This is a genomic window from Mycobacterium sp. PO1, from assembly GCF_017312405.1.
GTDB lineage: Bacteria > Actinomycetota > Actinomycetes > Mycobacteriales > Mycobacteriaceae > Mycobacterium.
Genome location: NZ_BLTG01000018.1, coordinates 71,306 through 86,621 on the forward strand (window position 1 = coordinate 71,306; position 15,316 = coordinate 86,621).

Consider the following 15,316-nt stretch of genomic DNA (forward strand, 5'->3'; position numbering starts at 1 on the left):
TCATGGCTAGAGATGACCACAAGATCTCCGAGAAGTTGAGAAACCAGGGCTGCCGGTGCCACTGCGCCACCTGCAAGGGCGACGGGCACTGCCACAACATCGCCGCCGGCTGCGCCGTCCGCCGCTGAGCTGACGTCGCGGCGCTCGTCGGACCCACCGCGAGTGAGAAACCAGGGCTGCGCTGCCGGGTCCCACCGCAGCCCGGAATCCTATTTCGCGGCGGCGGGCAACCGGACCGGGGTGATCAGCGCGCCGGTGGCGAGGAACTCGTCGAGGTTGCGCAGCGTCAGCGCCTCCATCGCGGCGCGCGTCTGCACCGTGCCGCTGGCGACGTGCGGCAGTAACACGACGTTGTCCAGCGCGAACAGCTGCTCCGGCACGTGCGGCTCGTCGGCGAACACGTCCAGTCCGGCGCCGGCGAGACGGCCGTCCAGCAGCGCCGACACCAAGGCGTCCTGGTCGACCACGCTGCCGCGGGCGATGTTGATCAGATAGCCGTCGGGCCCCAGCGCGTCCAGCACGGCGCGGTCCACCAGATTGCGGGTACCGTCGCCGCCGGCCGCGGCCACGATCAGCACGTCGACCCCGCGCGCGAGCTCCACCGGCGACGCGGCATAGGTGTAAGGCGAGTCGGGCACCTCTCGCCGGTTGTGGTAGCTGATCGAGCAGCCGAAGGCACTCAGCCGCAACGCAATCGCCGTGCCGATCCGGCCCAGGCCGACGATGCCGACGCGGGTGTTGCTGACCTGGCGGGTCAGCGGATAGTTGCCGTCCACCGGCCAGCGCCCGGCACGCAGGTAGCGGTCGGCGGCCGAGAACTGGCGCAGCGTGTCGATCATCAGCCCGACCGCCGTGTCGGCCACACAGTCGGTCAGCACATCGGGGGTGTTGCTGACCGCGACGCCGCGCGCCGCGGCCGCGTCGACATCGGTGGTGTCGTAGCCGACGCCGAAGTTGACGACCGCGCCGAGGTTCGGCAGCGCCGCCATCAACTCGGCGTCCACGCCGGTCCGCCCCGAGGTCACCACCGCGGCGATCTCGGCGCCGTGCCGCGACAGAAAACTGTGACGTTCGTCCTCGGCGTCGGGCAGCACCCAGGCGGCGTAGTCGTCGACCAGCGTGGCCGACAGCGACGGTTTCAGGGGGCCGACCTGCAGGACGGCGCGCTTCGTCGCGGCTGGGGGATGGTCGGTGGACGCAGTCATAGTGCTGTTCACGCTACGACGACCTGCGGATACCCGTCCACGTCCGAAATAGCATGGACTGATAGCCAAAGCGCATAGGTGCTCCAGTCCGCCGCGCGCCGGGGTATCGCCACGCCGCCGCCCCGATCGAAATTGCAGCTCAGGGCCGGTGTGAGTAGGCAGAGACAGCGCCACTGACGCCCGAAAATCGCCCGGATACGGCCATTTGAGCAGGGTTGACGGTCTCCAAAACACCGCCATAGCGTGTGGCTGTCATCACACATTGCATCTACATACGTAGACGCCAGACATCCCCAGCCCGGGAGGATCGATGAAGCGGAACACACGGCGCCTGACCGCGATGGCCCTCGCGGGAGTCGCCGTCGCCGCCAGCGGCTGCTCGGTCGCCAACTCCGGCGGAGGCGGATACGACCTCAACACGCTGCGCATCGTCCTGCCCCAGGAGCCCCCCACACTCGAGCCCTGCGAGAGCTCACTGACCTCCACCGGCGTCGTGGTGCGCTCCAACATCACCGAGCCGCTGGTGGAGCGCAACCCGACCACCGGCGACCTGGAACCGCTGCTGGCCACCGACTGGGAGCAGAACAGCCCCACCGAGTGGACATTCACCCTGCGCGACGGTGTGACCTTCTCCGACGGGGCACCGTTCACCGCCGAGGACGCCGCCTTCTCGATCGACCGCGCGGTCAACTCCGATCTGCAGTGCAACGTCGACGGCTACGTCTTCGGTGACGAGGTGCTGACCCTGCAGACCCCCGACGAGCGCACCGTCGTGGTCGGCACCACCGAGCCCGATCCGATTCTGCCGCTGCGTCTCTCGTTCGTCGAGATCGTGCCCCGCACCACCAGCATGACCGAGAAGGTGCGCGAGCCGATCGGCACCGGACCCTACGCGATCCGCGACTGGGAGTACGGACAGAAGCTGATCCTGGCCCGCAACGACACCTACTGGGGTGACGCGCCGGCGTTCCCGGTCGCCGAATACCAGTGGCGCAGCGAGGGAAGCGTGCGCGCGGCGATGATCACCAACGACGAGGCCGACATCGCCACCGGCCTGGGCCCCGAGGACGGCGCCGGCGACCTCGGGGTGCCGTTCCAGAACAACGAGACCACGGCACTGCGCATGCAGGCCACCGAGCCGCCGCTCGACGACATCCGCGTCCGCCAGGCGATCAACTACGCCACCAACCGCACCGGCATCGTCAAAGCCCTGTTCCGCGACCTGGGTCAGCCCGCCGCCCAGCTGATCCCGTCCGGTGTGGTCGGCTACAACGACCAGTTGCAGCCCTGGCCGCACGACACGGACAAGGCCAAGGCGCTGATCGACGAGGCCCGCGCCGACGGGGTGCCGGTTGACAGGGAGATCCGCCTGATCGGACGCACCGCGCAGTTCCCCAAGATCGCCGAGACCATCGAGGTGCTGCAGAGCGAGTTCACCGAGATCGGGCTCAACGTCAAGATCGAGATGATGGACACCGCCTCCCAGCTCGAGTACCAGCTGCGGCCGTTCCCCCCGAACACCGGGCCCTACCTGCTGATGATCATGCACGGCAACCAGGCCGGCGATGCCGCGTTCACGATGGACCAGTACACGCTCTCCGACGGTCCGCAGAGCGCCTACGGCACAGCGGAATTCGATGCAAAGATCCGAGCCGCCGAGCAGCTCGAGGGCCGAGCCCGCCAGGACGCGTTCGCCGAGCTGTTCGCCGAGGAGCCCCAGCAGATCATGCAGATGGCCTACCTCGCCCACATGCGCGGCATCCTCGGCAAGTCGCCACGCGTCGACTACACCCCCAATTCGGCGACCGGCGACGAGATGCGCCTGGCCGCGATGTCACCCGCCGCCGACCGGACCGACAAGTCCTGAGAAACAGGAAGGCCCAGCCCATGTTCTCCTTCGTCCGGCGCCGGATGTACACCAGCGCCCTCCCGCTGATCATCGTCCTGCTCGGGGTGTTCCTGCTCGCCCGGCTCACCGGTGACCCGACGAACCTGTACCTGTCGGAGTCGGCCACCCCCGAGCAGCGCGCCGCGTTCGCCGAGCAGAACGGGTTCAACGATCCGCTGATCACCCAGCTGGTCGACTACTTCAAGGGCGTCCTGCACCTGGACTTCGGCACCTCGCTGCGCACCGGTGAATCGGCCGCGGAGATGGCGTTGCGCGCCTTCCCCGCCACGCTGCAACTCGCGTTCGCGACGATGCTGCTGGCGATCGTCGGAGCCGTCGTCGTCGGCTGCTGGGCCGCCTACCGCCCGAACTCGCTGGCCGACCGGTTCTCCAGCCTGCTGTCGATGACCGCGGCGTCCATCCCCGACTTCTGGTTCGCGATCACCGGGGTGTGGCTGTTCGCGGTGCTCCTCGGCGTGCTGCCCACCTCCGGTGTCGACGCCGGCGTGCTGTCCTGGATCCTGCCCGTCGCGACGCTGATGATCCGGCCCCTGGGTGTGCTCACCCAGGTGGTGCGCGGGGCGATGGTCTCGGCCCTGTCGGCGCCCTACATCCGGCTGGCACGCAGCAAGGGCGCGGGCGACTTCCGGGTCGTGTCCCACCACGCGTTGCGCAACGCCGCAGCACCCGCGCTCACCGTCGCCGGCGACCTGATGGTCAGCCTCATCAACGGCGCGGTGGTGGTCGAGGCCATCTTCGGCTGGCCCGGCATCGGCAAGCTGATGATCGACGCGATCCTGCAGCGCGACTTCGCCGTTCTGCAGGCCGCCGTCCTGCTCACCGCCGTCAGCATCTTCCTGCTCAACATCATCATCGACGCCTGCTACGCGCTGCTCGACGCGCGGGTCCGCGAACCCGCCCGAGTCTGAGAAGTCCCAGGAGACAACCATGAGCACGTCAATCGACCTGATCCCGGTCAAGCCGACCACCGCGATCGTCGGCGAGGACGACACATCCTCACGCACCACCAAGCAGTCCGGGCCCTCGTTCTGGTTCCGGCTGCTGTCCAACGACCGGGTCGCGCTCACCGCGGCCGGCGTCCTCGGCATCGTGGTGCTGACCGCGCTCGTCGGGCCGCTGCTGGTCGGTGACCTCGCCATCCGCATCGACCTCGACAACTCCAACCAGCCGCCGTTCACACTGGCCCACGGCTGGGCCAACGTGCTGGGCACCGACCCGCTGGGCCGCAGCATGCTGGCCCGCCTCGTCGTGGCCTGCCAGACCACCCTGTCGGTCGCGATCCCGGCCGTGGTCATCTCCGCGGTCATCGGCTCGGCGGTGGGCATGTGGGCCGGCTATCACCGCGGCTGGCGCGAAACGCTCGCGATGCGCGTCGCCGACGTCATCATGAGCTTCCCGTCGCTGCTGCTGGCCGTCGTCGTGCTCTACGTGTTCTCCCCCAGCGCGGCCAACATCGTCATGGTGCTGGCGCTCACCCGCATCCCGGTGTACCTGCGCACCGCGCGCGCCGAATCCGCCGAACTGGCCAGCCGCGTATTCGTCGACGCAGCAAGAACCTTCGGTGCGAGCGCCACCTCGATCATCTGGCGTCACGTGCTGCCGATCGTGCTGCCCACCATGCTGACCGTCGCCACGCTGGACTTCTGCTACGTGATGCTCGCCGAGAGCTCGCTGAGCTTCCTCGGCATCGGTATCCAGCCGCCCGACGTCAGCTGGGGCCTGATGGTCGCCCAGGGCCGCACCTACCTGCACACCGCCTGGTGGCTGTCATTCTTCCCCGGCCTGGCCATCGTGATCACCACCGTGTCGGCCACCATCCTGGCCGCCTGGGCCCGCATCGCCACCGACCCCGGCCAGCGTTGGCGCCTGACCGTCCCGCAGAAGCGACTGAACACGTTCACCAAGTCGGGAAAGCGCCTCTGATGAAAGGCTCGAGCATGACCGCACCAGCACGCCCTGACACGCAGACCGACCACCACGCCGACGCGCCCACGGTGCTCGACGTCGACGGGCTCTCGGTCGAGGTCCGCACCATCTCGGGCACCCTGCGCGCCGTCAACGATGTGTCGTTCCAGGCCCGGCGCGGCGAAACGCTGGCCCTGCTGGGTGAATCCGGCTGCGGCAAGTCGATGACCGCGACCGCACTGGTCGGCCTGCTCGAACCGGTGGCCGATGTCGTCGCGGGCAGCGCCACCCTGTCCGGTGTCGACCTGCTCTCCGCCGACCGCAAGAAGCGGCGCGCGATGGCCGGCACCGAACTGGCCATCGTGTTCCAGGACGCGCTGACCGCGCTCAACCCGCTCTACACCGTCGGGACCCAACTGGCCGAACCGTTCCGGATCCACAAGGGACTCAACGCCAAGGATGCCAAGGCCAAGGCCGTCGAACTGATGGCGCGGGTCGGCATCCCCCAGCCGGAGACCCGACTGAACTCCTACCCGCACCAGTTCTCCGGAGGCATGCGCCAGCGGCTGCTGATCGCCATGGCCGTCGCCCTCAACCCCAGCGTGCTGATCGCCGACGAGCCGACCACCGCGCTCGACGTCACAGTGCAGGCCCAGATCATGGCGCTGCTGCGGGACCTGCGCACCGAGTTCGACATGGCCGTCGTCCTGATCACCCACGATCTGGCCCTGGTGGCCGAAGAAGCCGACCGTGTCGCCGTCATGTACGCCGGCAACGTCATCGAAACCGGCACCGTCGCCGAGGTTTTCGCCGACCCGAAGCATCCCTACACGAAGGGCCTGCTCGACTCGGTGCCCGTCAACGCCCGCCGCGGCGACGGCCTGACGTCGATCGGCGGGTCACCGCCGGACCTGCACGACATTCCCGAGGGATGCGTCTACCAGGAGCGCTGCCCGTTGGCGCGCGACATCTGCGTCACCACCCGGCCCACCCTCGACCACGTCGGCGAACATCGCAAGGCCGCCTGCCACTTCCCGGAAGAGGTCACGCCCCGCACGCCAAGAGAAAAGAGTGACGATGTCTGAGAATCTGCTCGAAGTCCGCGACGTCCGCAAGTCGTTCCGCGTCCCGCACGCCGGAAAGAACAGACTCTGCGCGCTCGACGGCATCAGCCTGGACCTGGCGCGCGGCGAAACCCTCGGCCTGGTAGGCGAATCCGGCTGCGGAAAGTCGACCCTGGCACGGACGTTGCTGATGCTCGAACGTCCGGACGCCGGAACGGTGCGTTTCGACGGCGTGGACCCGTTCACCCTCACCGGCGCCGAGCTGCTGAAGTTCCGCAGCCGGGTGCAGATGGTGTTCCAGGATCCCTACGCGTCCCTGAACTCCCGGATGTCGGCCGCCGAGATCATCGCCGAGCCGTGGCGCAGTCACAGGGGGCTCGTCAAGAACCGCCAGGACCGCGACATGCGGGTGCGCGGCCTGCTGGACCTGGTGGGCCTGGGCGCCAAGGCCGCCGACAAGTATCCGCAGGAATTCTCCGGCGGCCAGCGGCAACGCATCGGCATCGCCCGTGCGCTGGCGCTGAACCCTGACGTCATCATCTGCGACGAACCCGTCTCCGCGCTCGACCTCTCGGTACAGGCCCAGGTACTCAACCTGCTCAACGATCTGCAGGAGCAACTCGGCATCTCCTACATCTTCATCTCGCACGATCTCTCGGTGGTGCGCCACGTCGCAGACCGGGTTGCGGTGATGTATCTCGGCAAGATCATCGAGAACGGCCCCACCGACACGGTGTTCGACCGCTCCGACCACCCGTACACCGCGGCGCTGATGTCCGCGGCGCCCACCCTCGACGGCGCACACCGCCAGGAACGCATCCTGCTCTCCGGCGAGGTGCCCTCACCGCTGAACCCGCCGTCGGGCTGCCGCTTTCGCACCCGCTGCTGGAAGGCCACCGACGTGTGCGCCACCACCACGCCGCCGGTCACCGTGGACCCCGACTTCGGCGGCCACACGGCGCTGTGCCACCACCCGTTGCTGCTGGAGGGGAGTGGACTTGAGACCGTGTCGGCATGACCCTCGCGGGATTCTGCGTCGTGGCCGCGGCGATTCTGTTCGCTTCGGCCTTGCAGGCGTCGATCGGATTCGGCATGGGGATGTTCGCCGCACCGATCGTCGCGATGATCGAACCGGCGATGATCCCGGGCACGCTGATCATGGTCGCCACGCTGGTCACGCTGATGGTGGTGGTGCGCGAACGGGAAGCCATCGACCTGTCGGGGACCGGCTGGGCGTTGATCGGGCGGGTGCCCGGGACCGTGGCCGGCGCACTGCTGCTGGCCGCGCTGCCGCATCAGGCGTTGGTGATCGTGCTGGCCGCTGTGGTGCTGGGCGGCGTGGTGCTCACCAGCTCCGGTTGGGTTCCGGCGGCCCGGCGCCGCAACGTCGTGCTGGCCGGCGCGGCCTCGGGGCTGCTGGGCACCGCGACGTCGATCGGTGGGCCACCCATGGCGCTGGTCTGGCAGCGCAACAGCGGTGCGGTGCTGCGCAGCACGATGAGCAGCTTCTTCCTCGTCGGCTCGGTGATCTCGCTGATCGTGCTCGCCTTCACCGGCGCCGTCGACGGCCGCACGCTGAAGACCTTCGCGCTGCTGGTTCCGGCCGCGGTGCTCGGATACCTGCTCTCCCGGGTGCTCAACCGGTATCTCAATCCGCTGCGGCTGCGCTGGTTGGCGATCGGCGTCTCGGCCACCGGCGCCGTCGTGCTGATCGGGCGCGAGCTGCTGCTGACCTTCTGAGGGGGACACGTTGAGCCAGGACATCTCGGTGCGCAAGGTGAAGTCGGCGGTACGCACGGTCGAGCTGCTCGAGTATCTGGCCGCCCGCCCCACCGACCCGGCCCGGCTGCGCGAGATCAGCGACGCCCTGGACATGCCGCGCAGCAGCGCCCACGCCCTGCTCCGCACGCTGGTCGCCCAGGGGTGGGTGCGCTCGGACCCCACCGGCACCTACTACGGCATCGGCATCCGGGCGCTACTGGTCGGCACCAGCTACCTCGACAGCGACCCCTACCTACCGCTCATCACGCCGTTCCTGGAGGAACTGCGCGCCGAGCTCGACGAGACGTTCCACCTCGGCCGCCTCGACGGCACGGACATCGTGTACCTGGCCACCCGGGAATCCCAGCAGTACCTGCGCACCGCCAGCCGGGTGGGCCGGCGACTGCCCGCCTACGCCACGGCGCTGGGCAAGGCCCTGCTGGCAGAACGGTTCGGCGCCGACCGCGACAAGCACGTCCCCGCGGCGCTGGAGGCGCTCACCGCCACCACGATCACCGACCGTGACACCCTCGACCACCAGCTCGACGACGTCCGGGTGCGGGGGTACGCCTCCGACGACGAGGAGAACACCTCCGGGCTGCGCTGCTTCGCCGTGGCCCTGCGCTACTGCCGACCCGCGCAGGACGCGATCAGCGCCTCGATACCCGCCGACCGTCTGACCGCCGAGCGCGAGCGCGTGGTCATCGACGCGCTGCGCGACGTCGGCGACAAGGTGACCCGTGTGGTCCGCCCATTGGCCAACGGCGACAAATGGTTTGCCTCGTGACCAGATACCTGCCCGAAGGAGCGCCATGACCGCCAGAACACCCGTCGTCACCGACGTGACCGTCATCCCGGTCGCCGGCCACGACAGCATGCTGCTGAATCTGTCCGGCGCGCACGGGCCGTTCTTCACGCGCAACCTGATCATCATCTCCGACTCGGCAGGCAACACAGGCGTCGGGGAAGTGCCCGGCGGCGAACCGATCCGGCGCACTCTCGAGGACGCCCGGCCGCTGATCACCGGACGCAGCATCGGCGACTACCACGCGGTGCTGGCCGACATGCGGCGCACGTTCGCCGAACGCGACGCCGGCGGTCGCGGAGCGCAGACCTTCGACCTGCGGGTCACGGTGCATGCCGTCACCGCCGTCGAGGCGGCGCTGCTGGATCTGCTCGGCCGGCACCTGGAGGTCCCCGTCGCCGCGCTGCTCGGCGACGGTCAGCAGCGCACCGAGGTGCAGGCGCTGGGATATCTGTTCTTCGTCGGAGACCGCACGAAGACCGACCTGGCCTACCGGTCCCCCGCGGACGAGGCACCCGACGCCGACGACTGGCTCACGGTGCGCCACCAGGAGGCCCTGACTCCCGACGCGGTGGTGCGCCTGGCCGAAGCAGCCCACGCGCGTTACGGTTTCGCCGACTTCAAGCTCAAGGGCGGCGTGCTGCCGGCACCAGAGGAGGCCAAGGCCGTCATCGCGCTCGCCGAGCGATTCCCCGGCGCACGCATCACGCTGGACCCCAACGGGGGTTGGTTGTTGCGCGACGCCGTCAAGACATGTCGCGAGCTGTCCGGGGTGCTGGCCTACGCCGAGGACCCGGTGGGACCCGAGGGCGGGTTCTCCGGCCGCGAGGTGATGGCCGAATTCAAACGCGCCACCGGCTTGCCGACCGCGACCAACATGATCGCCACCGACTGGCGCGAGATGGGGCATGCGATCCGCTCCGGAGCGGTCGACATCCCGTTGGCCGATCCGCACTTCTGGACCATGGCCGGGTCGGTGCGGGTGGCCCAGCTGTGCGAAGCGTGGGGCATGACGTGGGGGTCGCACTCCAACAACCACTTCGACGTGTCGCTGGCCATGTTCACCCACGTCGCCGCCGCCGCGCCGGGTGAGATCACCGCCATCGACACCCACTGGATCTGGCAGGACGGCCAGGCCATCACCACCGACCCGTACCGCATCGTCGACGGCTATCTGACAGTCCCCGAGGCACCCGGGCTGGGCGTGACGCTCGACGAAGCCGCGGTGGCAGCCGCTCACGCGTTGTACCAGCAGGAAGGACTCGGCGGCCGCGACGACGCGGCGGCCATGCAGTACCTGATCCCCGGATGGACGTTCGACAGCAAACGCCCTGCGCTGCAGCGTGGTTGAGAGGAATGACATGTTGATCGTGGTGGCCGACGGCAACCTGCTCCCCCACCGGGAGCGCCTGCAGGCACGGGCACCGTCCGGGTCACGGTTCGTCTGGCTGACCGACGGGGTGCCCTACGAGGAACTGCGCGACGCCGAGGTGTTCGTCGGCAGCTTCTTCACCGCCGACATGGTGCGGGCCGCCGAGCGGCTGCGTCTCATCCACGTCGCCGGGGCCGGCACCGACCGCATCGACTTCGCCGCGTTGCCCCCTGAGGTGGCGGTGTGCAACACCTTCCACCACGAACGTTCGATCGCCGAGTACGTGGCCGGGGCGGCGGTGATGCTGCGGCGGGGCTTCCTGACGCACGACCGGGCGCTGCGGGACGGGATCTGGGCCACGTCGGTGTACGACCGCTCGCTGCCCCAGCCGCCCGTCTTCGGGGACGCCCGGATCGGGTTCGTCGGTTTCGGCCACATCGGGTTGTGCAGCTGGAAACTGTTGCGCGCGTTCGGCTGCACGGGTGCCGCGGTCACCGGGTCGGGCCGGGTCGCAGACCAGGCCGGACTGGACTGGGTCGGCGACACCAGCCGACTGGACCAGCTGCTGGACGAGTGCGACGTCGCGGTGGTCTCCGCGCCGTTGAACGAGCACACCACCGGGATGATCGGGGCGGCGCAGCTGATCGCGCTCGGCTCCGACGGTGTCCTGATCAACGTCGGGCGTGGGCCGCTGGTGGCTGAACGGGCGCTCTACGACGCGCTGGCCGGCGGCGTGATCAAGGCGGCCGCGATCGACGTCTGGTACCGCTACCCCGCCGGCGAAGGGCGTTGTGCGCCCAGCGAATTGCCGTTCGCCGAACTGCCCAACGTGCTGATGACCCCGCATTCGTCGGGAATCACCACCGACACCTTCATCGGCCGGGTCGACGACGTCGGCGCCAACATCACTCGTCTCGCCCAGGGCGAACCGCTGGAAAATGTGGTGAACCGAGCCTGACGACGATCCACGCGTCGCCCGAGTAAGGGCGCTGCAACAACGTCACGCCGTGCGCCACTCTCAGGCGCGACGCGCTTCGGATCTAGGGCGTGTAGTCGTATTCCGGCTCGTGGAACCGGTTGATGATCGGAATGCGCTCGATGATCCGATCGCGAAGCCGCGGCTCGGGCTGCGGGGTGTTCAGCTGCGGCGGCGCCACGTTCGGCGCCGGGGCCGGCGGCACGTACACCGGCGCGGGCTCGGGCGGCAGATAGTTCGGCGGCGGTGCCGGCGGAACGTAGGCCGGAGCCTCGGGCACATAGGCCGGAGCGGGGGCGATCGGCTCTTCGTACACGGGCGGCGGGGCCTGCGGCGCCGGCGGGGCTGCGGGCGGTTCGACGATCGGCATCGCGTCCGGGACCTCGACGAAGGCAGCCACCGCCTCTGCCGGCACCGGAGCGTCAGGTGGCGGCGGGGCCTGCGGTTTCGGGGCCGGCGGAGCGGCTTCGACCGGTGACGGCGGCGCGGCCTCGCGCAGCGGCTCGCTCGCCGAGCGGGCCATCTTCGGCGCCTCGGTATCAGGGGTGAACGTCATACCGAGCGCGATCGAGAGCGAGACCACGAACGTGACCACCGCCGCGACCAGCACGGAGGCGGCCGCCGCGGTCGGCGACAGGGCCCGGCGGGGCGGCGCGGACTCGGCATCGAGCAGCGACACCGCCGACTCCGAGGCCAGCGCGGCGCCCCTGGCCAGCGCCAGGTCGGCTTCATCGGCCGCGACGACGGCGGCATCGGTGCGCTCGCGCAGCGCGCCGACCACCGCGTCGACGTCTCCGGAGCCCGCAACCAGCACCGTGTCGGGGGACAAACCGCCCACGTCGGCGAGGTCCGTCGGGTGCACACGGTCCGCAGTCACGCCGTCCGGGCTGACCGAGGCGACGACAGCGGCGCCCGGCTCGGCGACGCAGACCACGACCCGATCGCCGTCGGCGAGTTCGGCGACACCGCGGGCCAGCGCTTCGGCGGCCTCGACGTCGGAGACGGCAATGACGTTCTCGACGCCACGGTCGGTCAGCGCCTGCCAGATCGCGTTCGCGGCGGCTTCCGCCGAGGTGGTCCAGTTCAGGCCGATGGCGTGCAGCCGACCCGCGGTCCTGTCCATCAGCGCGCTGAGCAGGGCGTCAGCGTCGAAAACCTGATCATGGTCCACGGGCAGTGAGCCGCGGTCCAGGGTTCTGCCCTCTCCGGCGGACTCGACGAGCACCCAGCGCACCGATGACGACGTCATCGACAAACCGAGCACAAGATCCATGGGGCTAGCTTCCAATCTGGTAACGATCAGCCCCCGACACTACCGCGAGCCGCCCCGGCGATGCATCCGGCCGGGTTTCCGCTCAGCCTGCTCCGTCGAGCAGGTGGCGGCGCCACGCCATCGCGGCCTGCGCGGTCAGCTGATGAAAGCCCAGCCAGGACACGTTGGCGTCGCCGACACAGCGGTGCGGTTCACCCAGCCAGGACGGCCGTTGCGCGCCGCATCGCCGGCACTCCATCAGCGCCATGACGCTCCTCTCTGGCCCCCGGACACTGATCCGACGGTCTCACCACAGCGGTGCCCGGCGCACGGCGAAGTAATGCATCACACACGTCTGCCCGATCACACGAGGGTGTCGGCGGCGACTCAGGCGGCTATGCGGCCGCGGCGCCGGCGGAGTCCTCAGCTGCGCCGTCGGCGGAGTCCTCGGCTGCGGCTCCGGCGGCGGCACCGGGGTTGTCCGCCCCGGCGTCAGCCGCGTCCCCCGATTCTTGACCTTCGGTCGCTGGGACCGCTTCCTCGAGTTCGTCGACGCCGGAGTCGGCGGGCAGCGCGTCAGGCTCGCCGGGGGGATCCAAGGCCGCCGACGGCGATTCGCCGCCCCCAGAGCCCATGTCGTCCTCCTCACCGGCCTCGGCCACCACACCGAGGTCGCCGGCCTCCTCGTCCTCCGCATCGCCGGTACCGCTCTCGGCGGTCACCTCCTGCCCCCCGATCGGTGCCCCGCCGACTCCACCGGGTGCTGCGGGGTCATCGGAGGACGAGCTGTCGGCTATTCGTGCCGCGCCTGCGTCCCCCGAATCGCTTTCGGGCTCCTGCCCGTCGGCAACGTCGGCGCTGAAGAGGCTCCATGGAGCGAAGAGCCTCGACCGCAACGGCTGACTGTAATCGGTGCGGTCGTAAGCGGTTTCGATGAACCAGCGCAACGGCGCATCCAGTGCCGCGAGGATCGGGTCGGGCAACCAGTCGAACGGCATCAGCAGCGGGACCGGATAGGTCTTGATGACGTAGTAGGCGGTGTTGGAGTGCTCGTCGAACTGGTAGTACTCACTGCCGGACTGCTCGGCGAGGTCGAGATCCTCGCTCGTGAGCTCGAGTTGAGTGTTGCCGTGCACCAGCACGATGCCCATGAATGCGTTGGCGATCGCGACCGGGTTCCACAGATAGGTCGGGAAGTCAGCCCAGCCGTCGTACTGGCGCACGACGTCGACCGTGAAGTCACCGTTGACCGGTGTGGCGCCGCTGAAGGTGACGTCGACGAACGGGATCGTCAAGCCCCGGAACCTCTGCATGACCCCGCCGTTTGGCCGACTCGGGTTGCCCACCAGAACATAGGTGTTGCCGGTATGGGTGGCCTTGTACAGCGATGCCGCGACCGCGCCCTGGGAGAAGCCGAAGATCACGTCGCCCTCGGCAGCTTGCTGATCGGCCAGCAGCTGCGCCCCCTGCACCACCGAATCGTCGTAGCTCAGGTCGGCGAAGCCACCGTGGGAGAACGGACGGAAACCGGCGTTGTACGCGACCTCCTCGTATGACGTCGGTGGCGTCAGACCGCTGCCGTCGATGACTGTGCTGATGAAGTCCTCGTACTGCTGCTCGCTGGGGATGAACCCGATGTTCGTACCGCGCAGATAGTGCAGCGCGGACAACAACTGCGGACTGGCCGTCAGCGTCGGCGCGGCCCCGAGAGCCAGCGCGCCAGCCAGCGCGACCCCTGCCGCGCCGGTTGCCGCGAGGCCGCTGGGGCGACCGGTCGAGCGGTTCTTCGCTCTCTGCGTCCGCTGACGTCGACATGTGCCCAACCGATGCTTTGCCACAGTGCCCCCTCCGACACCCCCAGGAGGCGTCACTGCGCGCGCCCCCACCCAGGGCGAGTGTACGGACAGAAGTTTGCTGTGAAGGCAATCGGGGGTTTTGGTCGCCGCGGCACTCAGCGGGCCGACACCGCGTCACACGCCGGAGTCGGCACCGACCACCCTGCGCAGCAGTTCCAGCGGTCGCAAGAACGTCGAGCGCGTCGGGCGGCTGTAATCACTTCGGTCATAGGCCGTTTCGATGAACCAGCGCAGGGGGCCCGCCACGGCGTCGGCGACCCGTCGGGGCAGGAAGCGTTCGAACGGCATCAACAGCGGCAGCGAGGGCGTTCTGAGCAGGTAGTACACGGTGTTCGAATCGGCGTCGTACTGGTAGTACTCCGGCCCCGCCGACTCGGCTGCCCGAATTTCGTCGGCGGTCACCTCGGTTTGGGTGCCGCCGTGCACGACCAGGATGCCCATCAGCGCGTTCGCCACCGCCAACGGGTTCCACAGGTCGGCCGGGAAGTCGGCCCAACCGTCGTACTGGCGGGCCACGTCGATGGTGTGGTCACCGTTGTGCGGGGTGGCACCGCTGAACGTGACGCCGGCGACCGGGATCGACACCCCCGGGAAGCGCGCCATGATGCCGCCGTTGGGGCGGCTCGGGTTTTCCACCAGCACGTAGCGGTTGCCGCTGTGAGCGGACTTGTAGAACGACGCCGCGACCGCACCCTGGGAGAACCCGAAGATCACATCGCCCGGCTCGGCGGCCCGCTCGGTCAGCAACTGCACGCCTTGTGCCAACGACGCGTCGTAGGTCAGGTCGGCCGTACCGCCATGCGAGAGCGGCCAGAAGCCCGCGTTGTAGGACACCTTCTCGTAGCGGACCGGCGGTGCCGTTCCGACGCCGTTGATGACCGCGTCGATGAACCGCTCGAAGACCTCGTCGGGGGGATCGTCGCCGATCTTGGTGCCTCGCAGGTAGTGCAGCGCGGCCCGCGGTCGCCGCTCCGCCCGCTTCGGCGTCTTGGGCGTTTCAAGGCCGCCGCCGGCCGAGCGAGTCACCCGAGCTGCCCACCCTCTCCTGAGGCCGAGGGGCGCGGTGACACGGCCCGCCGGTGATGATCAGAGGTTTGCTACGACCCACCGTACCGGCCCCGACGTCTACCTTCGGGCCGGTAGTGGGTACTCCTCCCCCAGGCGTTTCGCGGTAGCGTGACCGTCATCGTCCCTGTTCGACGCATGAACAC

General features: G+C 69.2%; 15 protein-coding genes. 10 read left to right on the forward strand and 5 right to left on the reverse strand.

Translation table 11 applies throughout. From position 1 onward, the window contains the following. Positions 1-2: 2 nt before the first annotated feature. The gene (locus J3476_RS08085; RefSeq protein WP_163673015.1) at positions 3-128 is read left to right on the forward strand and encodes a calcium-binding protein; all 126 of its coding nucleotides are present in this window, start codon (positions 3-5) and stop codon (positions 126-128) included. An 81-nt stretch (positions 129-209) separates the two neighbouring features. Here the strand turns inward: J3476_RS08085 and J3476_RS08090 are convergent, their stop codons facing one another. After that, entirely contained in the window at positions 210-1,205 is a 996-nt protein-coding gene (locus J3476_RS08090; protein ID WP_207065975.1) for a 2-hydroxyacid dehydrogenase, read from the reverse strand. 310 nt (positions 1,206-1,515) lie between these two features. On the opposite strand from J3476_RS08090, the gene J3476_RS08095 reads away from it, so the two are divergent. From J3476_RS08095 to J3476_RS08135, 9 genes are read left to right on the forward strand one after another with little or no spacing between them, the layout of a single operon-like run. Beyond that, on the forward strand, positions 1,516-3,072 hold the full coding sequence (locus J3476_RS08095) for an ABC transporter substrate-binding protein (protein WP_207065976.1): 1,557 nt from the start codon (positions 1,516-1,518) through the stop codon (positions 3,070-3,072). Between the two features lie 20 nt (positions 3,073-3,092). Continuing rightward, positions 3,093-4,022, forward strand: coding sequence for an ABC transporter permease (locus tag J3476_RS08100; RefSeq protein WP_152515500.1), 930 nt, complete (start codon positions 3,093-3,095; stop codon positions 4,020-4,022). A gap of 19 nt (positions 4,023-4,041) precedes the next feature. Continuing rightward, complete coding sequence (locus J3476_RS08105) at positions 4,042-5,037, forward strand: ABC transporter permease (protein WP_207065977.1); 996 nt, start codon at positions 4,042-4,044, stop codon at positions 5,035-5,037. A gap of 14 nt (positions 5,038-5,051) precedes the next feature. Then, positions 5,052-6,104, forward strand: a complete 1,053-nt coding sequence (locus tag J3476_RS08110; RefSeq protein ID WP_207065978.1) for an ABC transporter ATP-binding protein — start codon at positions 5,052-5,054, stop codon at positions 6,102-6,104. Further along, on the forward strand, positions 6,097-7,101 hold the full coding sequence (locus J3476_RS08115) for an ABC transporter ATP-binding protein (protein WP_207065979.1): 1,005 nt from the start codon (positions 6,097-6,099) through the stop codon (positions 7,099-7,101). The genes J3476_RS08110 and J3476_RS08115 overlap by 8 nt, the downstream gene beginning before the upstream one ends. Continuing rightward, positions 7,098-7,823 carry a sulfite exporter TauE/SafE family protein gene (locus tag J3476_RS08120; protein WP_207065980.1) on the forward strand — a complete coding sequence of 242 codons (726 nt, stop codon included), beginning with the start codon at positions 7,098-7,100 and terminating at the stop codon, positions 7,821-7,823. The genes J3476_RS08115 and J3476_RS08120 overlap by 4 nt, the downstream gene beginning before the upstream one ends. 10 nt (positions 7,824-7,833) lie before the next feature. After that, complete coding sequence (locus tag J3476_RS08125) at positions 7,834-8,631, forward strand: IclR family transcriptional regulator (RefSeq protein ID WP_207065981.1); 798 nt, start codon at positions 7,834-7,836, stop codon at positions 8,629-8,631. Between the two features lie 25 nt (positions 8,632-8,656). Continuing rightward, positions 8,657-10,000 carry an enolase C-terminal domain-like protein gene (locus tag J3476_RS08130; protein WP_207065982.1) on the forward strand — a complete coding sequence of 448 codons (1,344 nt, stop codon included), beginning with the start codon at positions 8,657-8,659 and terminating at the stop codon, positions 9,998-10,000. A 10-nt stretch (positions 10,001-10,010) separates the two neighbouring features. After that, positions 10,011-10,979, forward strand: coding sequence for a 2-hydroxyacid dehydrogenase (locus J3476_RS08135; protein WP_207065983.1), 969 nt, complete (start codon positions 10,011-10,013; stop codon positions 10,977-10,979). Positions 10,980-11,061: 82 nt separating this feature from the next. On the opposite strand, the gene J3476_RS08140 is transcribed toward J3476_RS08135, so the two are convergent. The 4 genes from J3476_RS08140 to J3476_RS08155 form a co-directional block, all read right to left on the reverse strand. Next, entirely contained in the window at positions 11,062-12,270 is a 1,209-nt protein-coding gene (locus J3476_RS08140; RefSeq protein ID WP_207065984.1) for a hypothetical protein, read from the reverse strand. 82 nt (positions 12,271-12,352) lie between these two features. Beyond that, positions 12,353-12,517, reverse strand: coding sequence for a hypothetical protein (locus J3476_RS08145; protein WP_207065985.1), 165 nt, complete (start codon positions 12,515-12,517; stop codon positions 12,353-12,355). Positions 12,518-12,644: 127 nt separating this feature from the next. Then, complete coding sequence (locus tag J3476_RS08150; protein ID WP_207065986.1) at positions 12,645-14,087, reverse strand: PE-PPE domain-containing protein; 1,443 nt, start codon at positions 14,085-14,087, stop codon at positions 12,645-12,647. 132 nt (positions 14,088-14,219) lie between these two features. After that, a complete protein-coding gene (locus J3476_RS08155) occupies positions 14,220-15,131 on the reverse strand; it encodes a PE-PPE domain-containing protein (protein ID WP_207065987.1) in 912 nt (303 codons plus the stop codon). Between the last annotated feature and the right edge of the window lie 185 nt (positions 15,132-15,316).